Source organism: Aeromonas sp. 603404 (assembly GCF_049171775.1).
GTDB classification, from domain to species: Bacteria; Pseudomonadota; Gammaproteobacteria; order Enterobacterales; family Aeromonadaceae; genus Aeromonas; species Aeromonas veronii_A.
In genome coordinates this window covers 113,894-137,587 of sequence record NZ_JAAKPE010000005.1, presented here as the reverse complement: position 1 = coordinate 137,587, position 23,694 = coordinate 113,894, and the positions used below count along the sequence as shown (strand labels likewise).

Here is a 23,694-nt window from a genome sequence, read left to right as displayed (position 1 = left end):
TTATCCATGTGAGCACTATCTTGCCCGACAATCATGTTGCCCAAAAGCGCAGCGGCCCAACAGGGATCTGCAGAGTCAATCTCAACACGGTGATCGGGCGCAGCCTGCGTTAAGGATCAAGCCAGCTGGGACACCTTGATGATCTCGGCGATGCGACCCAGCATCCGCAGCGAGGTGTGATGCTCGGTGGCATCTGCGGCGGCGCAGGCATCATCCAGAATGGTGATGGCGTAGTCGCGATCGTGACCATCCCGCGCTGCCGCCTGAATGGCCCAGCTGGTGCTCACCCCGCACAGATAGAGGTGGTCGATGTGATTGGCCCGCAGCGCAGGCTCCAGCGCCGTGCCATAGAAGGAGCTGACCCTGGGCTTGGTCAGCACCAGATCGCCGGGCTGCACATCCAGATCAGGATGAAAGTCGGTGCCGCTGTCAGCCAAAGAGAGCGCCCCCAACTGGTGAGCGCGACCAAACATGGGAGACCCCTTGGGTTGCAGCTGATAGCCGCCGTCAAAGCCCACCTTGATCAGCACTACCAGCCAGCCGTTGGCGCGGGCATGGGCCAGCGCCTGATTGGCATGCGCGATGGCATTCTGCTCCAGCACATGGGCTGCGGAGGCAGCAATGCGCCCGTCGGGGTGGGCGATATCGTTGATAAAATCGATCACCAGCAGTGCCTTGCTCATCACCTTTGCTCCTTCGCGCATTCAGCCCGTGTTATCTGGTTTCTACCTGTCAAACCAGCCCCAGTGCATAGCGCAGCGCCATCTCCTTGAGCGGGCCCGCCTTGTCCGCCAGATTGAGGGCCAGATTGCGGGCCAGCTTGAGGGGGCCAATCTCGTTGCTGAACACCCCGTAGAAGAGATCCATTCCCGACTGCATCAGCAGGTTGTCGGGGCGACGGCGTCGCTCGTAACGCTCGGCCAACGCCAGCTGATGCCAGTCGGCGCCAGCTCCTTGCAGCAGATCAGTCCAGCAGGCCACATCCTTGAAGCCAAGGTTGACCCCCTGCCCCGCCAGCGGGTTGATGGTGTGGGCAGCATCGCCAAGCAGCACCACCCGACCGAAGTGATAGTCGTTGGCGTGGCGGCGCACCAGCGGGAAGCTCCCCTTGCCGGTGACGGTGAACCCGCCGAGCCGGCTTGGGAAGTGGCGACGCACCTCGGCGGCAAGCCCTTCGTTGCTCATGGCCGCCAGAGCGCGGATCCGGGCCGGGCTGTCATACCACACCAGAGAGCCGTGCTGACCGGGCAGCGGCAGGAAGGCGCGCGGACCGCTCGGGGTGAACTGCTGCCAGGTGATATCTTCCTGCGCAAAGTCGGTGTCGATATTGATCAGCATGCAGTGCTGGCGGTACTCGAAGCGCGATACACCGATACCCGCCAGCTTGCGGGTGTGGGATTCAGCACCATCGCAGGCCAGCACCCAGCGGGCCGCCAGCTCGGAGCCATCATCCAGAGTCAGCACAGCTTCATCCGCACTCTGGCGCAGGCTGGTCACCGCCGCCGGGGTGTGGGTCTGGATGGTGGGAAAATCCTCCATCCGTTTGAGCAGGGCGAGCTGCACCAGCCGGTTTTCGATGATGTAGCCGAGCTGGGGCAGACCGAGATCGGCGGCATTGAAGCGGGTGGCAAAGCCGTCCAGCTCCCAGGTCTCCAGTCGGCGATAGGGGCAGAGCCGCATCTGCTGCAGATGGTGCCAGGCACCGGCCAGCTCCAGCAGCGCCACCGAGGCCTGACTGATGGCGGAGACCCGCAGATCCAGCGGCTGCTCCGGTGCGTAATGCTCCGGCAGTTGGGTCTCGATGACCCGCACCGAGAGGCCCTGAGCCGCCAGCAGACAGGCGGTGGCGGCGCCCACCATGCCGGCGCCGACGATGGCGATATCACACTGTTCCATACATTTATTCCTGAAAGGGTGCGTCCGGCGACAGCGCCCGGACGTGAACCGGATGGCTGCATGATAGCGCAAGGGCGACTGATAAACAGTGAGACAAACGGGGAATTGCTGCGTCAAATCAAGGAGAAAGCTTATTGAGCTTGCTGGCAACAGGTATCGGGTGAGCACCATTGCCAGCTGGATATTAGCTAGGCAGTATCCAGATTGCGGAGTAAAATGCGCGGTCCTTTGACCATGCCGATTTCAAAACAAGTCAAGAGAAGCAATGAGCAAGAAACTTCACATTAAAACCTGGGGTTGCCAGATGAACGAGTATGACTCGTCCAAAATGGCCGACCTGTTGGATGCCAGCAATGGCTACACCCTTACCGAAGAGCCCGAAGAGGCAGATGTCTTGCTGCTGAATACCTGCTCCATCCGCGAAAAGGCGCAGGAGAAGGTGTTCCACCAGCTGGGACGCTGGAAAAAGCTCAAGGCCAACAAACCCGGTCTGGTGATCGGCGTGGGTGGCTGCGTTGCCTCTCAGGAGGGCGATGCCATCCGCCAGCGCGCTCCCTATGTGGATATCGTGTTCGGCCCGCAGACCCTGCATCGCCTGCCCGCAATGATCAAGGAAGTGCAAGAGGGCCGTGGTGCCCAGGTTGATATCGCCTTCCCCGAGATCGAAAAATTCGACAGTCTGCCCGAACCGCGCGCCGAAGGGGCCACCGCGTTCGTCTCCATCATGGAAGGCTGCTCCAAATACTGTACTTACTGCGTGGTGCCCTACACCCGCGGTGAAGAGGTGAGCCGACCGCTGGACGACGTGCTCTACGAAATCGCCCAGCTCGCCCAGCAGGGCGTGCGCGAAGTGAACCTGCTCGGCCAGAACGTCAACGCTTACCGCGGCCCGACCTTTGATGGCGGCATCTGCACTTTCGCCGAGTTGCTGCGTCTGGTAGCCGCCATCGACGGTATCGATCGCATTCGCTACACCACCAGCCACCCGATCGAGTTCACCGACGACATCATCGAAGTCTACAAAGACACCCCGGAAGTGGTCAGCTTCCTGCACCTGCCGGTGCAGAGCGGCTCCGACCGTATTCTGACCATGATGAAGCGCCCGCACACCATCCTGGAGTACAAATCCAAGATCCGTCGCCTGCGTGCCGCCCGTCCCGACATCACCATCAGCTCCGACTTCATCGTTGGCTTCCCGAATGAGACGGACGAAGACTTTGAAGCGACCATGAAGCTGATTGAGGATGTGGGTTTCGATATGAGCTTCAGCTTCATCTTCAGCCCGCGCCCGGGCACCCCGGCCGCCGACATGCCCGACGATGTCGATATGGAAGTGAAAAAAGCCCGTCTGGCCCGCCTGCAGCACGTCATCAACAACCAGGCGATGCAGATTGGTCGCTCCATGCTGGGCACCACCCAGCGCATTCTGGTGGAAGGGCCCTCCAAGCTCGACCCGATGCAGCTGTGCGGTCGCACCGAGAACAACCGGGTGGTCAACTTCGAAGGCCAGCACACCCTGATCGGCGGCTTTGCCGACGTGGAGATCACCGAGGTACGTCCCAACTCCCTGCGCGGCAAGTTCATCCGCGGCGAGAGCGAGATGAACCTGCGGATCGCCACCGCCCCGAGCGAAATCCTGGCCCGTCGCCCGGATAACGTGCCGGACGAGCTGGGCGTGGCCGCCTTCACACCCCATTAATCCCCTCCTCCCCATTCGCCCAGCGGATGGGGAGCGCCTTGAGACGAGGATATTTTGAGCCGACATATCTCGACCCTGAATCTGCATCTGGAGCCCGCCGACAACCAGCGCCTTGCCAGCCTGTGCGGCCCCTTCGATGACAACATCAAGCAGCTGGAGCGCCGCCTCGGCGTCGAGATCAGCTACCGTGACAGCCACTTCCAGCTGGTGGGCAAACCGGCCCAGCTGGATGCCGCCGCCGTCATCATCAAGCACCTCTATGTGGAAACCCAGCCCCTCAAGGGTGGCAAGGTAACCGACATCACCCCCGACATGGTTCATCTGGCCATTCTGGAGTCGCGGGTGCTGGAGCAGGATGACGAACCGGCCCCCTCCATCCCTTATGGCAAGGAGGTGACGGTCAAGACCAAGCGCGGTCTCATCAAGCCACGTAGCCCCAATCAGGCCCAGTACATCGCCAATATCGTGCGCCACGACATCTGCTTCGGCATAGGCCCGGCCGGTACCGGCAAGACCTATCTGGCGGTGGCGGCGGCTGTGGATGCGCTGGAGCGTCAGGAGATCCGCCGCATTCTGCTAACCCGTCCGGCAGTGGAAGCGGGCGAGAAGCTCGGCTTCCTGCCCGGCGATCTCTCCCAGAAGGTGGATCCTTACCTGCGCCCGCTCTACGACGCCCTGTTCGAGATGCTGGGCTTTGAGCGGGTCGAGAAGCTGATGGAGCGCAACATCATCGAGGTGGCGCCGCTCGCCTATATGCGCGGAAGAACCCTCAATGACGCCTTTATCATTCTCGATGAGGCCCAGAACACCACCACCGAGCAGATGAAGATGTTCCTCACCCGCATCGGCTTCAACTCCAAGGCAGTGGTCACCGGCGACATCACCCAGGTAGACCTGCCGCGCAACGCCAAATCCGGCCTGCGCCACGCACTGGAAGTGCTGCCAGGGGTCGATGGTCTGTCGTTCAACTTCTTCGAGTCCAAAGACGTGGTTCGCCACCCGGTGGTGGCCCGCATCGTGCAGGCCTATGAGGCGTTCGACGCCAAACAGGCAGCCGAGAAGGTGGCCGGCCAAACAAACGCCAGCAAAGAGAGTGAGCAATGAGCGTAACCCTGGATCTGCAACTGGCCAGTGCCAGCACTGACGGCCTGCCCACCGAAGCCCAGCTGCAAGGCTGGCTCGACGGCACCATTCTCGGCTTCCTGCAGGAGGCAGAAGTGACGGTGCGCATCGTCGACGAGGCGGAGAGCAACGAACTCAACCTCACCTATCGCAGCAAGGACAAGCCCACCAACGTGCTCTCCTTCCCGTTCGAGGCGCCGCCCGGTCTGGAGCTGCCGCTGCTCGGCGATCTGGTGATCTGCCGTCAGGTGGTGGAGCGCGAGGCCGAGGAGCAGAACAAGCCCCTCATGGCCCACTGGGCCCACATGGTTGTGCACGGCAGTCTGCATCTGCTAGGTTATGACCATATCGAGGATGAGGAAGCCGAAGAGATGGAAGCGCTTGAGCGCGACATCATGCAGGAGCTAGGTTTTGCCGATCCTTATCTGAACGACGAAGAGTAAAGAACCGGATGGTCATCGTCTTGAAACAGCAGATGGCCATCCTTATATAACCCGAACTATTTCAAGTGTGTTCATACGAGTAACCAAGAGAGAAAATGACCGACGATCACCCTAGTACCGGCTCGCCGAAGAAAACCTGGCTCGACAAGCTCAGCCAACTCTTCCAGGGCGAGCCAAAAGACCGCAATGATTTGGTAGACGTGATAGCCGATGCCGAAGAGCGCGACCTCATCGATCAGGACACCAAGGATATGATCGAGGGGGTGCTGGAGATCGCCGATCTTCGCGTGCGCGATATCATGATCCCCCGCTCCCAGATGGTGACCATCGAGAAGTCCCAGCCGGTGGATGCAATCCTGCCGGTGATCATCGAGTCCGGCCACTCCCGCTTCCCGGTGATCAACGAGGACAAGGATCATGTGGAGGGCATTCTGCTCGCCAAGGATCTGCTCCCCTTCGGGTTTGGCGGCCATCACGCCAGCGAGCCGCTGCAGCTCGAGAAAATCTTGCGCCCCACGGTGATCGTCCCCGAAAGCAAACGGGTTGACCGTCTGCTCAAGGAGTTCCGTGAAGAGCGCTACCACATGGCCATCGTGGTCGACGAATTTGGTGGCGTCTCCGGTCTGGTGACCATCGAAGACATACTGGAACTGATCGTTGGCGAGATCGACGACGAGTTTGACGACATCGAGGATGAACCGGACGAAATCCGCCGCATCAGCAAACGGGTCTTCTCGGTTAGTGCCCTTACCGAGATCGAGGATTTCAACGACTTCTTCGGCACCCAGTTCAGCGATGAAGAGGTGGATACGGTAGGCGGTCTGGTGATGCACGCCTTCAGTCATCTGCCCAAGAAGGGCGAGGAGATCGAGCTGGACGGCTACCTGTTCAAGGTGATGCATGCCGACCGGCGTCGTCTGCAGCAGTTGCAGGTGAAGATCCCCGAGCACCACGCGGCGGCGCAATCGGAGCCGCAATAGGCAGATCCGCTCAATGTGTGAAACAACGCCCCGACCTCGGGGCGTTGTGCTCTCTGCCACCGGCATCGAGGCTCGCCGTTGCCCCGCTTACAGGTTAAGATACCGGCCATTCGACCCCAGTTGCACACCAAGACGAGCACCATCGCCCGTGAGATTATCCCCTGTTACTTCTAAAATTCTGTTAAGCCTCAGTGCATTGGCCTCTGGTGCCATCGCAGTGCTGGCCTTCTCCCCCTTCGGCTACTGGCCGCTGGTGATCCCCTCCCTGCTCGGCCTCTACGCCCTGCTGGACAAAGCAACGCCGAAACAGGCCGCCTGGCGCGGTTTTGGCTACGCCATGGGACTCTTTTTGCCGGGGCTGTGGTGGATCCATGTCAGCATGACCGAGTTTGGCGGCATCCCGCTGCCGGTCGCCTTCGTCCTGCTGGCCGGGCTCTCCGCCTATCTGGCACTCTATCCGACGCTCGCCTGCTGGGTCTTTGCCCGCGTCTTTGGCGGCCGTCACTGGAGCCGCTGGCTGCTCGCCTTCCCGGCCCTCTGGTTGGTGGCTGACTGGCTACGTGGCTGGGTGATGACCGGCTTCCCCTGGCTCTGGTTTGGTTACAGCCAGATCGACGGCCCCCTCAAGGGCTTTGCCCCCATTCTCGGGGTGCAGGGCATCACCCTCGCCCTGTTGCTGTCCGCCTCCGCTATCTGGCTGGTGTGGAAATCCCGCTCCCCGCTCTGGCTGGCGGTGCCTGCCCTGCTGGTGGCAGGTGCTCACGGTCTGATGCAGCTCAACTGGGTCACCCGTGGCGAACCGGTCAAGGTGGCACTGGTGCAGGGCAATATCGCCCAGTCCCTCAAGTGGGATCCGGAGGCGCTGGCCCCCACGGTGCGCACCTATCAGGACTTGAGCCGCGAGAATCAGGATGCCGACATCATCATCTGGCCGGAGTCGGCGATCCCGGCCATCGAGAAGGCGATGGGCCCCTATCTGGAGAATCTGGACAAGGCGATGAAGGTGAACGATACCGGCCTGCTGGCTGGGATCATTCACTACGACGAGCAGCAACAGCGCTTCTACAATACCGTGCTCGGCATGGGGGTGCAGGATGCGGATGGCAAGGAGTCCTACTTCTACAACCACTCCAACCGCTACAACAAGTACCACCTGCTGCCCATCGGCGAGTTCGTGCCGTTTGAAGATCTGTTGCGCCCCATCGCCCCCTTCTTCAACCTGCCGATGTCCTCTTTCAGCCGGGGTGACGAAGTACAGACAAACCTGATCGCCAAGGGGCTCAAGTTTGCCGCCGCCATCTGCTACGAGATCATCTTCCCGGAAGAGGTGCGCCGCAACGTCAATACCGATACCGACTTCCTGCTGACCGTCTCCAACGACGCCTGGTTCGGCACCAGCATCGGCCCTTGGCAACATATGGAGATCGCCCGGATGCGCGCGCTGGAGCTAGCTCGTCCGCTGCTGCGGGACACCAACACCGGTATCACTATCGTGACCGAGATCGATGGCAGCATCATCGGCCAGATCCCGCAGTTTGAAGCGGGCGTGCTGCGCAGCGAGGTGCGTCCCGCCCACGGCGAGACCCCCTACATGCGCTTTGGTAGCTGGCCCCTCTACGGCCTGACCGTGCTGCTGCTGGGTCTGGCGCTGGCACTGCGCCCCAAGGCTCACCCCTGGGCCCGCGAGCTGTAATGCCAACCCGTCATCCCCGATAGACAACGAGGCGCCCGCAGGCGCCTCGTTTTTTTCATCTCCAATCAAAGTGATATGCCGGAGAAGGACATGAAACCAAGGGACATCAGCCCTGCCACGATAAAGGTGATGCCGATGCCCCGCAGCCCATCGGGGACATCGGCGTATTTTAGCTTCTGGCGCAAACCGGCCATGGCGACAATGGCCAGCAGCCAACCAAGCCCGGAGCCTGCGCTGTAGACCAGCGACTCGACAAAATCGTAATCCCGCTGCGCCATAAACATCACCCCGCCAAAGATGGCGCAGTGCACCGTCAACAGAGGCAGATAGATGCCGAGCGCCTGATAGAGCGCCGGAACGTACTTGTCGAGCAGCATCTCCATCACCTGCACCAACGCCGCCAACACCCCGATGTAGATGATGTAATCGAGAAATCCCAGATCGAATTCCCCGAAAAAGGTACTGCCTGCCCGCAAGATATGGCGGTAAATCAAGTTGTTGAGGGGAATGGCGATCACCATCACCACCAGGATTGTCATGCCAAGGCCAAAGGCAGTGTTGATGTTCTTCGAAACGGCCAGAAAGGTACACATGCCCAGAAAGAAGGCCAGGGCGAGGTTCTCGACAAAGATCGAGTGAATAAACAGGTTGAAGTAGTAGTCCATAGGGTGTGCTCACCAGATGTTTGCGCAAAGAAAAGTCTGCCTCTGGCCGATGGCCAGCAGCATGGACGACACAACAGAAAGCGCGGACGCAGCACCAGACGATAGAGCGCAGGCAGCAGGTATCAGCCTGCCCGTCAGTCAATCAGGAGCGTTACAAACCGAGTGAAAAGGTGGATGGGCGCCCGCCAGCAGGGTGGGCTAGTCGCCGTGACAGAAACGATATTGCAGGTGGCGACAGCGCAGCAGCCGTCGGTGCAAATAACCGAAGTAGACCGGGAGCTGCCTGACATAGAGAAGAGGGAGAACCAGTAGCAGACCGCAGAGCAGGCCGAGGATATCGTGCTGGAACCAGGCCAGCACCATCTGATAGCGCTCGGAATGAGTGGCCCCTTCGAGTCGCCGCCCCGGCTCGAAGCCGAGTCGCCACTGGGAGGCAGGAGGAAGGCCGACACTGTTGACCAATCCCGGATCGGATTGCTCATGCAACTGCATCGAGACCTTCTGCCTGACCGACGCCTGATGAGGTGTTGCAGTGACCCCTACCGCAGCGAAAGCGGCAAACCACAGCAGGCTGGCGATAGCGAGGACCATCGCCCAGGTCGATAGTCGGCCAAAAGGCAGCAAAGAGTCAGTCCCGTTCAAACAACAAAATGATGCGGGGATGAATGTATCACAACGCCTCTTTTTCTTGAATTTGAAACCGTACTAACTGACGTAAAACGATACTAAAAACCCTCTTTCTAAGAAAGCCAGCAATTAAATACCAACATAACAAGGCGGTAGAGTCACCCCCGGGCCCACAGTAAAACGGCCACCCGAGGGTGGCCGTTGTCAGCGATGTCAACGATCAGAGCAGCAATCCTACCTGCTCAGAGACCGGCCGCCTCCAGATGCTCCACCAGCAGCTGCACACTGCGGTTGCCGCGCCACTCGTTGACGTCAAGCCGGTAGACAAGCCGCACCCGCTTGACCGAGGCATCGGGCCAGCGCTTGATATCGACGCCGAAGGCGATGGCATCCACCGCGTGGCCAGAATCGGTAGTCAGCATCATCTTGAGGTGCTTCTCCCCCACCAGCCGCTGCTGCACTAGCACGAATTCGCCGTCAAACAGCGGCTCGGGGAAGGCCTGACCCCAGGGGCCGGAGGCGCGAATAAGCTCCGCCAGCTCGAGAGTGAGCTCGTCCGGCAGCAGCTCTCCATCGGTGAGCAGCACCCCGGTCAAGAGCTCCGGCGTCACCAGCTCGCTGATGACCGCCTCAAAGGCCCGCCCGAATGCTTCGATATTGGCCTTGGGCAGGGTCAGCCCCGCCGCCATGGCGTGGCCGCCAAACTTGCCCATCAGCCCCGGGTGGCGGGTGTCGAGCAGTTCCAGCGCATCGCGCAGATGCACCCCGGGGATGGAGCGGCCAGAGCCCTTGAGCTCGCTCTCGCTGCTCTCGGCAAACGCGATGACCGGGCGGTAGTACTTCTCCTTCACCTTGGAGGCCACCAGCCCCACCACCCCCTGATGCCACTCGTTGCGGTGCAGCACTATGCCCGACGGCACCTCGCCATCGCGAAACCGGATCTGCTCCAGGGTAGCGAGGGCCTCCTGCTGCATCCCCTGCTCGATCTCCTTGCGCTCCTGATTGAGGCTGTCCATCTCGGCCGCAAGCTGGCGCGCCAGATTGAGATCATCGCAGAGCAGACAGGCGACCCCGAGGGACATGTCATCGAGGCGCCCTACCGCATTGAGGCGTGGCCCCAGTGCAAAACCGAGGTCGGAGGCAGTGAGGCGACGACCATCGCGGCCCGACACATCCACCAGCGCCTGAATGCCGGGGCGACAGCGCCCGGCCCGGATCCGCTGCAACCCCTGATGGACCAGAATGCGGTTGTTGCCATCGAGGGCCACCACGTCGGCGACCGTGCCGAGGGCCACCAGATCGAGGTAATCCGCCACATTGGGGGCGCGCAACCCTTGCCGTTCGTACCAGCCGAGCTGACGCAGATGGGTGTTGAGGGCCGCCATCAGGTAGAAGGCTACCCCCACCCCGGCCAGAGACTTGGAGGGAAAATCGCAACCGCGCTGGTTCGGGTTGACGATGGCATCGGCATCAGGCAGCTCCTGACCCGGCAAATGGTGATCGGTAACCAGTACCTGCATTCCGGCCACCTTGGCCGCCGCCACCCCGGCGATGCTGGAGATGCCGTTATCCACCGTGATCAGGAACTCGGCGCCGCGGGCCACCGCCAGCTCGACGATCTCGGGGGTGAGGCCATAACCGAACTCGAAGCGGTTGGGCACCAGAAAATCGATATGGCGCCCCCCCATGGCGCGCAGGGCCAGCACACACAGGGCCGAGCTGGTGGCGCCGTCGCAGTCGAAGTCGCCGACGATAAGGATCCGTTTCTGGGTAGTCAGGGCATCCGCCAGCAGAGGCACCGCACGCTCCATCCCATAGAGGCGCTGGGGAGGCAGCAACTGGCTGGCGCTGCGCTCGAGCAGAGCGGGATCCTCTACGCCACGGCTGGCGAAGATTTGACGAAGCAGGGGGTGCAGGGTGGCGGGGAGATGGGAATCATCAACTCGCGGACGACGACGGATTTGCAGGGGCATCAATGTGATCCAGTATCTTGAGCAGTTGTTCCGGGCTCTGGTAGCCCCTTACCAGATCTCCATCAGAGGAGACCCAGGCAGGCAGTACCTTGACCCCCAACCACTGGCTCAGGCCAATATTCTCGATAAGGGTCTCACTACATTCCTTTTGAGGCAAATAGGCTTTGAAGGGATCATTCTGTAGCAGGGGATCCTGGCACCAGTGGGAAGCCTGTCCTGCATGTTCAATCACGGGGTAGAGCTCGACACTGACCCCGGACGCCTGCAGATGTTGCAGCGTGCCGGACAGCTGGCGACGAGCGGCATCCTGCTCACCGAAAAAGAGCGCAACCCGATGACGCTCATTACTGGCCTGGAGCACGACCGGTGTATGGGTCACCTGGGACAAGCCCAGTCGACGCTGCTCGCGCATGCCCGAGATGGTGAGGTTCTTCATGTTATGAGTCATATCCAGCATGACCCCCTGCACCACATAGTTCCCCTTGGCATCGCTGTAGAGCACCCCTTGTGAAGTGCCCAGCATATAGAGCCCGGGAATGGGGGTCTGTTCCACCAGATAAACAGAGACCCCTAACCGGGCGGTAATGGTCTGTTTCAAGGTTTGGGTATCCATCCCCGCTCTGGCAGCAAATGTGCACAAAAGCATCATTCCCAGTAGTAAATACTTCACTTGTTTACTCACGCGGTATGAATGAATCGACCCAGCAAACTACAGCAGCACAGCTCATCATTCAACCAGCTACTTATCAAAAAATTAATATCACTTTGTACCAAAAAAATGGTTCCCCCCGATTGCCAAGGACTCATAACGCCCGCAAGCTAGTCAGGACGACAGGAATAACGCAGCTTAGCCTCTGTTTTTCCTGACAAGAGTTCGCCCTTTGGCCAGGGTAGTCAACGCGCTATCTTGTTTAATTTCGGAGGAAATAATGAGTCTGATTCAAGAGTTCAAAGCCTTTGCCGCCCGCGGCAACGTCATCGACATGGCCGTCGGTATCATCATCGGTGCCGCCTTCGGCAAAATTGTCTCCTCTTTTGTCGGTGACGTGATCATGCCGCCCATCGGCCTGATCCTGGGCGGCGTGGACTTCAGCGACCTGGCGGTCACCCTGAAGGCTGCAGAAGGGACAACACCCGCCGTGGTCATCGCCTATGGCAAGTTCATCCAGACCATCATCGACTTTCTGATCATATCTTTCGCCATCTTCATGGGACTGAAGGCCATCAACACCCTCAAGAAAAAGCAGGAAGAGGAAGCCGCCGCCCCGGCAGGCCCGACCAAGGATCAGGAGCTGCTGACCGAGATCCGTGATCTGCTGAAATCCCAGCAAGGGAAATAAGCGCCATCTCCTGTCGTGTAGAGATAAAAAAACCGCCTGCTGGCGGTTTTTTGTTTTTGGGAGGTCAGCCACTCAGGCTCTGGGGTGGTGCTCCCCGTGCAGCGCCTTGAGCCGTTCGTTCGCCACATGAGTGTAAATCTGGGTGGTGGAGAGATCAGCGTGCCCCAGCAGCATCTGTACCACTCGCAGGTCGGCGCCGTGGTTGAGCAGATGGGTGGCAAAGGCGTGGCGCAAGGTGTGAGGAGAGAGCTCGCCGTTAATCCCGGCCCGCTGCGCGTAAAGCTTGATGCGATGCCAGAAGGTCTGGCGAGTCATCATACGGGCCTGCTTGGAGGGAAACACCACATCCGAGCTGGTGCCCCCCAGCAGCAGGGTGCGGGCCTCCCGGTAGTAACGCTCCAGCCAGTGCATCGCCTCCTCGCCCATCGGCACCAGCCGCTCCTTGTTGCCCTTGCCCACTACGCGCACCAAGCCCTGACGCAAACTGACATGCTCGGCAGTGAGCCCCACCAGCTCGGAAACCCGCAAGCCGGTGGCGTAGAGCAGCTCCAGCATTGCCTTGTCCCGCAGCTCCAGCGGGTCATCCACCAGCGGCGCACTCAAGAGTGCCTCCACTTCCGCTTCGCTTAAATCGGAGGGAAGTTTTTTCGGCAGCTTGGGCCCCTCCAGCAGCACGGTCGGATCGTCGCTGCGCAGCTTCTCGCGGTTGAGATACTGGTAAAAGCGGCGCAGGGCCGACAGAAAGCGGGCGGTGCTGCTGGCCGCAAACTGGTGATCGACCCGCCAGGCGAGGTAGTGCTGGATCTCGTCCATCCCCGCCAGCAGCAGCGAGCTCCCCTGCTCGTCGAGCCAGAGGGAGAACTTCTCCAGATCGCTGCGATAGGAGCTGACCGTGTTGTCAGACAATCCCCGCTCCAGCCAGAGGGCGTCGAGAAAGGGTTCAATCAGGGGATGGGGGTCGGGTTTGCTCATGGTGCGCTGCAATCAGGGGATCGATGGCCCATTGTAACGCGCCAACTCCTTGGAAAGACAAGGCACTTTCATTGGAAAGATAAGGCACGTTTGCCACGCCCCTTGCTGGGCGGTGAAGGTCAAATGGCAATCTGCTAGACTGGCGCCCTCCCCTTACGTTACCCATCGTGTTGCCAACATGGCGCAGCCCACACGAGCATGCGAGAACGCGCCAAAAGCAAGCGAGAAAGCGCCAACAGAGAGAAGAGCGATGAAGATTGGTCTGTTTTACGGTTCCACCACCTGCTACACCGAGATGGCTGCCGAGAAGATCCGCGCCCTCATCGGCCCCGAGCTGGTGGATATTCACAATATCAAGGATGTCTCCCTGCGCCGGATGGAGGATTACGAGATCCTGATCCTCGGCATCTCCACCTGGGATTTTGGCGAACTGCAGGAGGACTGGGAGTCCCGCTGGGAAGATATCGCCGATCTCCATCTGGAGGGACGCATCGTAGCCCTGTTTGGCCTCGGCGATCAGCTCGGTTATGGCGAATGGTTCCAGGACGCCCTCGGCATGCTGCACGATCAGCTGGTGCCAAAAGGGGTCAAGCTGGTGGGCTACTGGCCCAACGAAGGGTACGAATTCGATGCCTCCAAAGCACTGATCGACGATGGCCGTCACTTCGTCGGGCTGGCCCTCGATGATGCCAACCAATATGACCAGACCGATCCGCGCATCGAGCAGTGGGTCGAGCAGATCCTGAGCGAAATCCACGCCCTGCTCTGATCTTTCCCACGTTTTGGCAAAACGACCCTGAGCGCCTGGCCCTGGCCGCCGGGCGCAGTTATCGCACCGATTTTCTCAATCGGTATCATCGCATGACGCTATAGCGACTTTTTTGTGCTGGTCTGCAACAATGGACTCGACATCCCATAACAATCAGAGCCGGATGTCGGAAGCAAACGGACAGACCAGAAAAGGATATTCTATGACCCCATTCTCCCTGTTGGCCCCCGCCATCGCCCGTGACGTGCTCGATCACGCGCTGGCGCTGGGTGCCGATTTTGCCGAGCTGTTTGTCGAGCGCAAGCGCCGCAGCCAGCTCAGCCTGCTCTCCAGCCAGATAGAGAACATCAGCGGTGGCCTCGATTTCGGCATCGGTGTGCGCCTCTGTTACGGCCACAAGGTGCTCTACGGCTACACCAATCTGGCCAGCCGCGACGAGCTGCTGCGCATCGTCACCCTGCTGGCGGCCAAAGACCGCCGCGACCCCGTGGTGACCGCCACCGCCTTCGATTTCACCCGCCTGAGCGATCGCAACCCGGTCGCGCGGCCCTTGTCGGCAGACAAGCTGCTGGAGCAGAAGATCGCCTATCTGCACGCCATGGATGCGGCGGCCCGCGCCGAGAGCAGCAAGGTGAGCCAGTTCTCCGGCAACGTGCTGGGCTGGGAGCAGGAGGTGGAAATCTTCAACAGCGAAGGGGTGCAAGTCGCCGATCGCCGCCACTACAACCGCATCATGGCCCAGACCATCGCCATGGAAGGGAGCGAGCAGAGCGTCGGTTACGAGGCCCCCGGCGCCCTGATGGGCTGGGAGCATGCCGATCGCATCGATCCGCGCGAGCTGGCCCTCACCGCCACCCGTCAGGCGCTGGTGAAACTGGGCGCGGCTCCCTGCCCGAGCGGCACCCTGCCTGTCATCATGGAGAGCGGCTTTGGCGGCGTCATCTTCCACGAGGCGTGCGGCCATCTGCTGGAGACCACCTCGGTGGCCAAGAAGGCCTCGGTGTTCCACGACAAGATGGGTCAGCTCATCGCCAATCCGGTGGTCAATGCGGTGGATGAAGGCTTGCAGAGCAACGCCTGGGGCTCCATCAACGTCGATGACGAGGGGATGGCGACCCAGCACACCCAGCTCATCAAGGACGGCGTTCTGACCGGCTTTCTGGTGGACAGAATGGGTGCCCTCAAGACGGGCTACGCCCGCACCGGCTCGGGGCGGCGAGAATCCTACAAGTACGCCCCCACCTCGCGCATGCGCAACACCTATATCGAGCCGGGCAACCACAGCTTCGACGACATGTTGGCCACGGTGGAGCACGGCATCTACGCCAAGAAGATGGGGGGCGGCTCGGTACAGCCCGGCACCGGTGAATTCAACTTCAATGTGCAGGAGGCCTACCTCATTGAGCACGGCAAAATCACCAAGCCGCTCAAGTCGGCCACCCTGATCGGCACCGGCCCGCAGGTGCTCAAAGAGATCTCCATGGTGGGCCGCAACCTGGCACTGGCCGCCGGTATGTGCGGCTCGGTCTCGGGCTCGGTCCCCACCTCGGTGGGCCAGCCGGCGCTAAAAGTGGACAATATTCTGGTGGGAGGGAACGCCTGATGAGCACCATCGACATGAACCAACTGCTCACCCGCCTGCTGGATAAAGTGGCCGACCTCGGCGCCGAGGCAGACATCATCGCCAATCAGGAGAAGGCCTTCTCCCTCAAGGCAGACAAGGGCGAGCTGGGTGAATACAAGGTCACCAGCAGCCAGCAACTCGGTATTCGCCTGATAAAAGAGGGTCGGGTCGGCATCGCCTACTCGGAATCCCTCGATGAGCTGGCGCTGGATGCCATGCTGCAGGATGCGCTCGATGCCAGCCGCTTTGCCAAGGTGGATGCAGATCAGCGCATCTCGGTGGCCAATAGCCGGATCACCACAGATTGCGCCGAGATCAACCAGCCCGATACCACGCCGGTTGAGGAGAAGATCGCTCTGGCCCTGCGTCTGGAATCTGACATGCTGGCCATGCCCGATGTGAGCGGCGCCCCCTACAACAGCTTCTTCGAAGGGGAGAGCCAGCTCTGGCTCGCCAACAGTCAGGGCACCCTCTGCCAGCACGGCGAGTTCAGCGTCGGCTGCTACACCTCGGCGCTGGTGGAACGGGATGGCCGCCAGTCGATGCACTCGCAGGGGCAGTATGGACGCCGCTTCGACGAGCTGGACAGTCAGGCCCTGATCGAGCAGATCTACGCCATCGCCGATGGTCTGCTGCCCGGTGAAGCGGTGCCGAGCGGTCACTACAGCGTCATCTTCAGCACCAACTGCTTCGCCAGCCTGTTTGGCTGCTTTCAGGGTGTGCTGTCGGGCAAGTGGGCCCAGCAGGGGATCAACCCCTGGCGCAGCAAGGTCGGCCAGAGCGTAGCGTCACGCTGGCTTACTCTGGAGAGCCGGGTCTATATGCCGGGCGGCATGAACATCAAGGCGTTTGATGGCGAGGGGACGGCCAGCTCGGATCTGCTGCTGATTGGCGAAGGGGAGCTGAAAACCCTGCTCCACAACAGCGCTACCGCCCGCCACTTTGGCGTCGCCAGCAACGGCTCTGCCGCTCGCGGTGCCCGCAGCGCCCTCGATGTGACCGCTCGCCATCTGGTGTTTGGCGCGGGCCCCCACTGCGAAGCGGAAGTGCAGAGCGGTGACTATCTGGAGCTGGTCAAGCTGGACGGCCTGCATTCCGGTGCCGATGCGGTGAGCGGTGACTTTTCCTTTGGCGCGTCAGGGTTCCTCTGTCGCGATGGAGTTCGCCTGCGGCCGGTGCGCGGCATCACGGTAGCAGGCAACTTCTACCGCCTGCTGGGCGAGCTGGAAGCGGTCGGCGATACCCTGCACCACAACGACGGCAAGGGCTTCTACGCTCCGCTGATCCGTTTTGGTGGACTCTCCGTCGCGGGCAAGTAATCAAGCCCATCAATAGAGAGAGGCGCCTGAGGGCGCCTCTCTTATTGGCAAGCTGGGTATGGATACCTCTGGCCAAATGGACGATTACGCTTCGCTAATCGTCCCTACAGGTCGGTACATGAAAATGATAATACGTCGATTCAGGGCGAGAGCGGCTCGCGGTGATACTCGGCGCAGCCGCATTCGGGGCAAGTATCGAGCTGCTGGGGATGCAGCACGGTATGACGCCAGCCACACTGGTCGCACACCATGACCCCGAGCCCTACCCAGTCACCCGCTTCGTAAACACCCTTGTGCTCCAGCTCGTCGGCCAGCTCGCGCCACTCCACCTGGGCGCGGTCGGTCACATCCGCCAGCCAGGACCAGGCGGTGTCTTTGAGGGCCAGCATAAAGGCAGACTCTTCCACCTGCGCACTATCGTCATGGCGCCCCTCGTCATAGTTGCCCAGATCTCGCTTCACGTACTCGGCGATGAGCGCCAGTTCGTCCTGGGTCAGGTCGCTGGCAGCCTCCAGATAGGCCTGCACCTTGGCAATCATCCGGTTGAGGCGCTCCCCCTGGAACTCTTCAGTCTCTTGCCACTGTTTTTGCAGCTCGGCAATGAAGGCTTCGTACCCTTTTTGACGTTTGTCCATGGCTCTAACTCCTCTACTAAACCCTGATCTGGCCCGGCTTAAGGCCCAAGGGACGCTGGCGGTTGTTGCCGCCGCAGGATATGGGTATTCTATTGCGATTTCCCAGCTGATTTATCTATTCATTTCACAGATCCGGATGTCACCAATGCAAGAGCAATACGTTCCCCAATCAATCGAACCAGCAGTGCAAAAGCACTGGGATGCCAAGAAAACCTTCAAGGCCGTGGAGAAGGTAGACAAGGAGAAGTTCTACTGCCTGTCCATGTTCCCCTATCCGTCTGGTCGACTACACATGGGGCACGTTCGTAACTACACCATAGGTGATGTGATCTCCCGTTATCAACGCCTCAATGGCAAGAACGTGCTGCAACCCATAGGTTGGGATGCATTCGGTCTGCCGGCCGAGAACGCCGCGATCAAAAACAATACCGCACCGGCGCCCTGGACCTACGAAAACATCGAATACATGAAGAACCAGCTGAAGATGCTGGGTCTGGGTTATGACTGGGATCGTGAAATCGCCACCTGCAAGCCGGACTACTACCGCTGGGAGCAGTGGTTCTTCACCAAGCTCTACGAGAAGGGTCTGGTCTACAAAAAGACCTCCTCCGTCAACTGGTGCCCGAACGACATGACAGTGCTGGCCAACGAGCAGGTGGTCGACAACTGCTGCTGGCGCTGTGATACCCCGGTGGAGCAAAAAGAGATCCCCCAGTGGTTCATCAAGATCACCGACTACGCCGAAGAGCTGCTCAGTGACATCGACAATCTGGAAGGCTGGCCGGAGATGGTCAAGACCATGCAGCGCAACTGGATTGGCCGCTCCGAAGGGGTCAACATCAGCTTCGCTATCGAGGGGCAGACTGAACAGCTGGAGGTTTACACCACCCGTCCGGACACCTTCATGGGCGTCACCTATGTCGGTATCGCCGCCGGTCACCCGCTGGCGCTGCAAGCGGCCCAGAACAATCCGGAGCTGGCCGCCTTCATCGAAGAGTGCAAGAACACCAAGGTAGCCGAAGCAGAACTGGCCACCATGGAGAAGAAGGGCATGGCCACCGGCCTCTATGCCATTCACCCGCTGGATGACCGCAAGGTACCGGTCTGGGTCGCCAACTTCGTGCTGATGAACTACGGCACCGGCGCCGTGATGGCGGTTCCAGCCCACGATCAGCGTGACTTCGAATTCGCCACCAAATATGACCTCGACATCAAGGCGGTGATCAAGCCGGTTGATGGCAACGTCGACGTGAGCGAAGCCGCTTACACCGAGAAGGGCGTGCTGTTCAACTCCGGCGAGTTTGACGGTCTCGACTTCCAGGGCGCCTTCGATGCCATCGCCAGCAAGCTGGAAGGGCTCGGCAAGGGCAAGCGCACCGTCAACTACCGTCTGCGTGACTGGGGTGTCTCCCGTCAGCGTTACTGGGGCGCCCCCATCCCGATGCTGACCCTGGCTGACGGTACCGTAGTGCCGACGCCGGAAGACCAGCTGCCGGTGCGGCTGCCGGAAGATGTGGTGATGGATGGTATCCAGAGCCCGATCAAAGCCGATGCCGAGTGGGCCAAGACCACTTACAACGGTCAGGAAGCGTTCCGCGAGACCGATACCTTCGACACCTTTATGGAGTCCTCCTGGTACTACGCGCGCTACTGCTCCCCGGACTACGACAAGGGCATGCTGGATCCGGCTGCTGCCAACCACTGGCTGCCGGTGGATCAGTACATCGGCGGTATCGAGCACGCCTGTATGCACCTGCTCTACGCCCGCTTCTTCCACAAGCTGCTGCGTGACGCGGGTCTGGTCAACAGCGACGAGCCGTTCAAGCGCCTGCTCTGTCAGGGCATGGTGCTGGCTGACGCCTTCTACTACAAGGACGAGAAGGGCGGCAACGTCTGGGTCAGCCCGACTGACGTCAAGGTAGAGCGTGACGAGAAGGGTCGCATCACCAAGGCCATCGACAACGAAGGCCGTGAGGTAATGCACTCCGGCATGACCAAGATGTCCAAGTCCAAGAACAACGGCATCGACCCGCAGCTGATGGTCGAGCGTTACGGCGCCGATACCGTCCGTCTGTTCATGATGTTCGCCTCGCCGGCCGAGATGACACTGGAGTGGTCCGACTCCGGCGTAGAGGGTGCCCAGCGCTTCCTGCGTCGCCTGTGGCGCGTCACCTTCGAACACGTTTCCGGTGGCGCCGTTGCCGCACTCGATGTAACTGCTCTCACCAACGAGCAGAAAGCGGTACGCCGTGAACTGCACAAGACAATCGCCAAGGTGAGCGATGACGTGGGTCGCCGTCAGACCTTCAACACCGCCATCGCCGCCATCATGGAGCTGATGAACAATCTATCCAAGCTGGGCAACGACGAGCAGGACCGCGCCCTGATGCAGGAAGCGCTGGAAGCCGTGGTAGTCATGCTCTACCCCATCACCCCGCACATCGGCTTCGAGCTGTGGAAGATGCTGGGCAAGGGCGACGACATCGATCACGCAGCCTGGCCGGTGGCCGATGAAGCGGCCATGGTCGAGACCGAGAAGCTGGTGGTGGTACAGATCAACGGCAAGATGCGCGGAAAACTGACCGTGCCGGCCGAGATCAGCCAGGCCGACGTCGAGAAGCTGGCGATGGCTGATGCCTCCGTGCAGAAGTTCACCGACGGTCTGACCGTGCGCAAGGTGATCTATGTACCAGGCAAGCTGCTCAATATTGTCGCTAACTAATTGGCTGCCAACTGATTGGTTACCAACTGATCATTGCCAATCTGTGACAGCAAACGGATGATAACGGCGGGCCCTGCGCCCGCCGCTTTCCCTTAATGCAAAGAGGATTTTCTATGGGCACCATCTTCACCCGCTGGATGGCCATCGTGCTGGCTGGTCTGCTGCTGCAAGGCTGCGGCTTTCACATGCGCGGCAACGGCATTCCGAGCGAGCTGATGACCATGAAGGTCGTGGGCGACAACAAGAGCGACTTCTACCGGATGGTTACCACCCGCCTGAAGGCCTCTGGCGTGACCCTGGCCGACAAGGAGGGCATTCCGGTGCTCACTCTGGGCGGTGTAGGCAGCACCAGTCAGGTTGCCTCGGTCAACGCGCTGGGGACGGACACCGAATATGTACTGGGCTTTGGCACCCAGTTCACCATCTCGGTACCGGGCAAGCCGACTCAGGTCTTCCCCATCAACTTCAACCGCAGCTTCCTCAACAAGCCTGATGCAGCACTCGCCTCTTCTCGTGAGCAGGAGCAGCTCAACCGCGAGATGCAGGAGCAGGCGGCCAATCAGGTGATCCGGCAGTTGAGTCAGGTCAGCTTCTGATGCGGATTTACCCGGAACAATTTGGTGACCACCTCAAAGCAGGGCTTCGGCCCTGCTATCTCGTTTTTGGCGACGAGCCCCTGTTGCGACTGGAGGCCATCGATGCCATCCGTCAGGTCGCCCGCAAGCAGGGTTTCGATGAGCGCCACACCTTCGTGGTAGAACAGGGGCTGGACTGGAATCAGGTCTACGATGCCTGTCAGGCCATGAGCCTCTTCTCCGCCCGCCAGATCATCGAGCTGGAGCTGCCCGCCAAGGTGGACAAGGATCTCGCTGCCCGCATCAGCGAAATTGGCAAGCAGCTTCATCCCGACCTGCTGCTGGTGCTGAGTGGCGGTCGCCTCAACCAGACCCAGATGAAGGCAGCCTGGTTCGACAAGCTCTACCAGATTGGCACCTATGTGCCGGTCAACCATCCGGAGCCCAAGTTCTTCCCGCGCTGGATGAGCGCCCGTTTTGCGCGTTTCGGCCTCAAGGCGCTGCCGGATGCCATCAACTTCATGTGCCACTCCTACGAGGGCAACCTGCTGGCCGCCAGCCAGGAGATCGAGAAGCTGACCCTGCTCTCGCCGCCCCAGCCCATCAGCGTCACCTATCTGCAAGAGACCATTATCCGCCACGCCCACTTCACCCCGTTCCAGCTGGTCGATACCCTGCTGGAGGGCAAGGTGAACCGGGCCCAGCGCATTCTGGCCGCCCTGCGGGCCGAAGGCACCGAGCCGGGGATGCTGGCCTGGACCCTCTGCCGCGAGCTGGAGCAGCTGACCGAGCTGTCGTTGGCGATGCGCAACGGCCAGCCGCTGGGTGAGCACTTCAGCCGCCTGCGCATCTGGCAGAGCCGCCAGCAGCTCATTCAGCAAGCACTGACCCGCCTGCCGTTTGCCAAGTTGCAGCAACTGTGGCAGCTGATGGCCCAGCTGGACGATGCCCAGCGCCGCTTCGATACCGAACAGGCGTGGCTGATGCTGCAGACCATTGCCCTCGGCTTTCGTGATGGCACCCCGCTGCCGCTGGTGATGGAGAGTGCGCCATGCTGAAGGCGCCTGTCGGTTTGCTTGGCGGCACCTTCGACCCTATCCATATCGGCCATCTTCGCCCGGCCATCGAGGCGCGCGATGCCCTCGGGCTGGCCGAAATGCGGCTGATCCCGAACCATATCCCGCCCCACCGTGACAATCCGTTCTGCTCCAGCGAACAGCGCCTTGCCATGGTCAAACTGGCGGCGGCGGAGAACCACCACTTTGTGGTAGATGAGCGGGAGCTGAGACGGGACAAGCCCTCTTACACCATCGATACCCTGATCGAGCTGCGTCGTGAACTGCCCGATACGCCGCTCTGTTTTCTGATGGGGATGGATTCCCTGCTGAGCCTGCCAAGCTGGCACCGCTGGCAGGAGCTGCTCGACTATGCCCATCTGGTGGTGAGCGTACGGCCGGGCTGGCAACCGGATTATCCGGCCGAGGTGGCGCAGTTGCTGGCGCGCCAGCACACCACGGATGCCAACGCGCTGCATCTGCGTCTGTCCGGCCATATCTGGCTGGCGGACAACCAGCCCATCGAACTGTCAGCCACCCGACTGCGGGCCTTGCTGGATGCGGGACAAGACACCCGCTACCTCTTGCCCGAGTCGGTTGCGCACTATATTGATCAACAGGGGCTCTACCGCGCCAACCGCCGCTAGCCTCTGTCGTAATCCCGCCTCACCCGATGGGAAACGGGAGTGACCATGATATAATCCGCCGCCCTGACGCAAACGCTGCGCGCCGGAATACAGGAGAGACTCATTGCAAGGCCAAGAATTGCATGCCTTTATCATCGACAAGATCGATGACATGAAAGGCCGCGACATCATCACCCTCGATGTACGCGGCAAATCCAGCATTACTGACACCATGATCATCTGTTCCGGCAACTCCAGTCGTCACGTCAGCGCCATTGCCCACCATCTGGCCAGCGAAGCCCGCCACGCGGGTCTGGATCTGCTGAGCGTGGAAGGACAACTGAGCGGTGAATGGGTGCTGGTAGATATGGGCTCGGTGATCGTGCATGTGATGCAGGATGAACATCGTGACTTCTACCAACTGGAAAAGCTGTGGAGCGGTGCCGCTCAAATGAATACGCAATAAGAGCACAAGTGTAACGACCATGAAGATCCAGTTGATTGCGGTGGGCACCAAGATGCCCGCCTGGGTAGAGCATGGCTTCGAAGAGTATCGTCGCCGCTTCCCCAAAGACATGCCATTTGAACTCGTCGAGATTGGCGCAGGCAAACGGGGCAAAAATGCCGACATTCCGCGCATCCTGCAGAAGGAAGGGGAAGCCATGCTGGCGGCTGCGGGGCGCTCGCGCATCGTCACCCTCGACATTCCGGGCAAGCCCTGGACCACGGAGCAGTTGGCTACCCAGCTGGAGGCGTGGAAACTCGATGGCCGCGATGTCGCGCTGCTGGTAGGCGGGCCGGAAGGCTTGTCCCCCGAGTGCAAGGCTGCAGCCGAACAGAGCTGGTCACTGTCACCGCTCACCCTGCCCCATCCGCTGGTGCGGGTGCTGGTGGCAGAGAGCCTCTACCGTGCCTGGAGCATAACGACCAATCACCCTTATCACAGAGAGTGAACCATG

Annotated in this window: 23 protein-coding genes; 15 read left to right on the top strand and 8 right to left on the bottom strand. The window is 60.6% G+C overall.

Annotated elements, in window-relative coordinates:
• Positions 1-116: 116 nt before the first annotated feature.
• Together G5306_RS09365 and G5306_RS09360 are read right to left on the bottom strand one after the other, a co-directional pair.
• Positions 117-683: a cysteine hydrolase family protein gene (locus G5306_RS09365; protein WP_247823304.1), complete on the bottom strand. Its 567-nt coding sequence runs from the start codon at positions 681-683 to the stop codon at positions 117-119.
• A gap of 49 nt (positions 684-732) precedes the next feature.
• Complete coding sequence (locus G5306_RS09360) at positions 733-1,896, bottom strand: FAD-dependent oxidoreductase (RefSeq protein WP_421312772.1); 1,164 nt, start codon at positions 1,894-1,896, stop codon at positions 733-735.
• A gap of 265 nt (positions 1,897-2,161) precedes the next feature.
• Here G5306_RS09360 and miaB point away from each other — a divergent pair, with 265 nt between their 5' ends.
• The 5 genes from miaB to lnt all read left to right on the top strand — a co-directional run bounded on the left by miaB (position 2,162) and on the right by lnt (position 7,833).
• Complete coding sequence (miaB, locus tag G5306_RS09355) at positions 2,162-3,595, top strand: tRNA (N6-isopentenyl adenosine(37)-C2)-methylthiotransferase MiaB (protein ID WP_421312771.1); 1,434 nt, start codon at positions 2,162-2,164, stop codon at positions 3,593-3,595.
• A gap of 54 nt (positions 3,596-3,649) precedes the next feature.
• On the top strand, positions 3,650-4,699 hold the full coding sequence (locus G5306_RS09350) for a PhoH family protein (RefSeq protein WP_421312770.1): 1,050 nt from the start codon (positions 3,650-3,652) through the stop codon (positions 4,697-4,699).
• On the top strand, positions 4,696-5,160 hold the full coding sequence (ybeY, locus tag G5306_RS09345; RefSeq protein WP_421312769.1) for an rRNA maturation RNase YbeY: 465 nt from the start codon (positions 4,696-4,698) through the stop codon (positions 5,158-5,160). The genes G5306_RS09350 and ybeY overlap by 4 nt, the downstream gene beginning before the upstream one ends.
• Before the next feature lie 95 nt (positions 5,161-5,255).
• Entirely contained in the window at positions 5,256-6,140 is an 885-nt protein-coding gene (gene corC, locus G5306_RS09340; protein ID WP_203118663.1) for a CNNM family magnesium/cobalt transport protein CorC, read from the top strand.
• A 148-nt stretch (positions 6,141-6,288) separates the two neighbouring features.
• Positions 6,289-7,833, top strand: a complete 1,545-nt coding sequence (gene lnt / locus G5306_RS09335) for an apolipoprotein N-acyltransferase (protein WP_265773791.1) — start codon at positions 6,289-6,291, stop codon at positions 7,831-7,833.
• A 65-nt stretch (positions 7,834-7,898) separates the two neighbouring features.
• On the opposite strand, the gene nqrE is transcribed toward lnt, so the two are convergent.
• From nqrE to G5306_RS09315, 4 genes are all read right to left on the bottom strand, one after another.
• Positions 7,899-8,498, bottom strand: coding sequence for an NADH:ubiquinone reductase (Na(+)-transporting) subunit E (gene nqrE / locus G5306_RS09330; protein WP_257691309.1), 600 nt, complete (start codon positions 8,496-8,498; stop codon positions 7,899-7,901).
• Positions 8,499-8,696: 198 nt separating this feature from the next.
• Positions 8,697-9,089, bottom strand: a complete 393-nt coding sequence (locus tag G5306_RS09325) for a hypothetical protein (RefSeq protein ID WP_254204248.1) — start codon at positions 9,087-9,089, stop codon at positions 8,697-8,699.
• A gap of 278 nt (positions 9,090-9,367) precedes the next feature.
• Positions 9,368-11,098, bottom strand: coding sequence for a single-stranded-DNA-specific exonuclease RecJ (gene recJ, locus G5306_RS09320; protein WP_257691310.1), 1,731 nt, complete (start codon positions 11,096-11,098; stop codon positions 9,368-9,370).
• Entirely contained in the window at positions 11,064-11,711 is a 648-nt protein-coding gene (locus tag G5306_RS09315; RefSeq protein ID WP_421172117.1) for a disulfide isomerase DsbC N-terminal domain-containing protein, read from the bottom strand. Before G5306_RS09315 ends, recJ begins: the two co-directional genes overlap by 35 nt.
• A 316-nt stretch (positions 11,712-12,027) precedes the next feature.
• Here G5306_RS09315 and mscL point away from each other — a divergent pair, with 316 nt between their 5' ends.
• A complete protein-coding gene (mscL, locus tag G5306_RS09310) occupies positions 12,028-12,438 on the top strand; it encodes a large-conductance mechanosensitive channel protein MscL (RefSeq protein WP_042054731.1) in 411 nt (136 codons plus the stop codon).
• A 72-nt stretch (positions 12,439-12,510) separates the two neighbouring features.
• Here the strand turns inward: mscL and xerD are convergent, their stop codons facing one another.
• Positions 12,511-13,410, bottom strand: a complete 900-nt coding sequence (gene xerD / locus G5306_RS09305) for a site-specific tyrosine recombinase XerD (RefSeq protein WP_100654759.1) — start codon at positions 13,408-13,410, stop codon at positions 12,511-12,513.
• A gap of 250 nt (positions 13,411-13,660) precedes the next feature.
• Here xerD and fldB point away from each other — a divergent pair, with 250 nt between their 5' ends.
• The 3 genes from fldB (at position 13,661) to G5306_RS09290 (ending at position 17,122) form a co-directional block, all read left to right on the top strand.
• Positions 13,661-14,179, top strand: a complete 519-nt coding sequence (gene fldB / locus G5306_RS09300; RefSeq protein ID WP_005335151.1) for a flavodoxin FldB — start codon at positions 13,661-13,663, stop codon at positions 14,177-14,179.
• 202 nt (positions 14,180-14,381) lie between these two features.
• Positions 14,382-15,782 (top strand): TldD/PmbA family protein, encoded by a 1,401-nt coding sequence (locus tag G5306_RS09295; protein WP_421312768.1) that lies wholly within the window; start codon positions 14,382-14,384, stop codon positions 15,780-15,782.
• Entirely contained in the window at positions 15,782-17,122 is a 1,341-nt protein-coding gene (locus G5306_RS09290) for a TldD/PmbA family protein (protein WP_421312767.1), read from the top strand. Before G5306_RS09295 ends, G5306_RS09290 begins: the two co-directional genes overlap by 1 nt.
• Positions 17,123-17,262: 140 nt before the next feature.
• On the opposite strand, the gene G5306_RS09285 is transcribed toward G5306_RS09290, so the two are convergent.
• Complete coding sequence (locus G5306_RS09285; protein ID WP_005335155.1) at positions 17,263-17,757, bottom strand: zinc ribbon-containing protein; 495 nt, start codon at positions 17,755-17,757, stop codon at positions 17,263-17,265.
• 145 nt (positions 17,758-17,902) lie between these two features.
• Here G5306_RS09285 and leuS point away from each other — a divergent pair, with 145 nt between their 5' ends.
• The 6 genes from leuS (at position 17,903) to rlmH (ending at position 23,688) form a co-directional block, all read left to right on the top strand.
• Positions 17,903-20,479, top strand: coding sequence for a leucine--tRNA ligase (gene leuS / locus G5306_RS09280; RefSeq protein WP_421312766.1), 2,577 nt, complete (start codon positions 17,903-17,905; stop codon positions 20,477-20,479).
• A 113-nt stretch (positions 20,480-20,592) separates the two neighbouring features.
• Positions 20,593-21,075: an LPS assembly lipoprotein LptE gene (gene lptE, locus G5306_RS09275; RefSeq protein WP_005335160.1), complete on the top strand. Its 483-nt coding sequence runs from the start codon at positions 20,593-20,595 to the stop codon at positions 21,073-21,075.
• Positions 21,075-22,112, top strand: a complete 1,038-nt coding sequence (gene holA, locus G5306_RS09270; RefSeq protein ID WP_075115452.1) for a DNA polymerase III subunit delta — start codon at positions 21,075-21,077, stop codon at positions 22,110-22,112. The genes lptE and holA overlap by 1 nt, the downstream gene beginning before the upstream one ends.
• A complete protein-coding gene (gene nadD / locus G5306_RS09265) occupies positions 22,106-22,756 on the top strand; it encodes a nicotinate-nucleotide adenylyltransferase (protein ID WP_157162082.1) in 651 nt (216 codons plus the stop codon). The genes holA and nadD overlap by 7 nt, the downstream gene beginning before the upstream one ends.
• Positions 22,757-22,859: 103 nt before the next feature.
• Positions 22,860-23,201: a ribosome silencing factor gene (rsfS, locus tag G5306_RS09260; RefSeq protein ID WP_005335165.1), complete on the top strand. Its 342-nt coding sequence runs from the start codon at positions 22,860-22,862 to the stop codon at positions 23,199-23,201.
• A 19-nt stretch (positions 23,202-23,220) separates the two neighbouring features.
• Positions 23,221-23,688 carry a 23S rRNA (pseudouridine(1915)-N(3))-methyltransferase RlmH gene (gene rlmH, locus G5306_RS09255; protein WP_005335166.1) on the top strand — a complete coding sequence of 156 codons (468 nt, stop codon included), beginning with the start codon at positions 23,221-23,223 and terminating at the stop codon, positions 23,686-23,688.
• Positions 23,689-23,694: the final 6 nt, after the last annotated feature.

Coding starts and splice junctions, on each gene's coding strand:
- G5306_RS09365 (WP_247823304.1), bottom strand. CDS start 683: ATGAGCAAGGCACTGCTGGTGATCGATTTTATCAACGATATCGCCCAC.
- G5306_RS09360 (WP_421312772.1), bottom strand. CDS start 1,896: ATGGAACAGTGTGATATCGCCATCGTCGGCGCCGGCATGGTGGGCGCC.
- miaB (WP_421312771.1), top strand. CDS start 2,162: ATGAGCAAGAAACTTCACATTAAAACCTGGGGTTGCCAGATGAACGAG.
- ybeY (WP_421312769.1), top strand. CDS start 4,696: ATGAGCGTAACCCTGGATCTGCAACTGGCCAGTGCCAGCACTGACGGC.
- corC (WP_203118663.1), top strand. CDS start 5,256: ATGACCGACGATCACCCTAGTACCGGCTCGCCGAAGAAAACCTGGCTC.
- nqrE (WP_257691309.1), bottom strand. CDS start 8,498: ATGGACTACTACTTCAACCTGTTTATTCACTCGATCTTTGTCGAGAAC.
- G5306_RS09325 (WP_254204248.1), bottom strand. CDS start 9,089: ATGGTCCTCGCTATCGCCAGCCTGCTGTGGTTTGCCGCTTTCGCTGCG.
- recJ (WP_257691310.1), bottom strand. CDS start 11,098: ATGCCCCTGCAAATCCGTCGTCGTCCGCGAGTTGATGATTCCCATCTC.
- G5306_RS09315 (WP_421172117.1), bottom strand. CDS start 11,711: ATGGATACCCAAACCTTGAAACAGACCATTACCGCCCGGTTAGGGGTC.
- mscL (WP_042054731.1), top strand. CDS start 12,028: ATGAGTCTGATTCAAGAGTTCAAAGCCTTTGCCGCCCGCGGCAACGTC.
- xerD (WP_100654759.1), bottom strand. CDS start 13,410: ATGAGCAAACCCGACCCCCATCCCCTGATTGAACCCTTTCTCGACGCC.
- fldB (WP_005335151.1), top strand. CDS start 13,661: ATGAAGATTGGTCTGTTTTACGGTTCCACCACCTGCTACACCGAGATG.
- G5306_RS09295 (WP_421312768.1), top strand. CDS start 14,382: ATGACCCCATTCTCCCTGTTGGCCCCCGCCATCGCCCGTGACGTGCTC.
- G5306_RS09290 (WP_421312767.1), top strand. CDS start 15,782: ATGAGCACCATCGACATGAACCAACTGCTCACCCGCCTGCTGGATAAA.
- G5306_RS09285 (WP_005335155.1), bottom strand. CDS start 17,757: ATGGACAAACGTCAAAAAGGGTACGAAGCCTTCATTGCCGAGCTGCAA.
- leuS (WP_421312766.1), top strand. CDS start 17,903: ATGCAAGAGCAATACGTTCCCCAATCAATCGAACCAGCAGTGCAAAAG.
- lptE (WP_005335160.1), top strand. CDS start 20,593: ATGGGCACCATCTTCACCCGCTGGATGGCCATCGTGCTGGCTGGTCTG.
- holA (WP_075115452.1), top strand. CDS start 21,075: ATGCGGATTTACCCGGAACAATTTGGTGACCACCTCAAAGCAGGGCTT.
- nadD (WP_157162082.1), top strand. CDS start 22,106: ATGCTGAAGGCGCCTGTCGGTTTGCTTGGCGGCACCTTCGACCCTATC.
- rlmH (WP_005335166.1), top strand. CDS start 23,221: ATGAAGATCCAGTTGATTGCGGTGGGCACCAAGATGCCCGCCTGGGTA.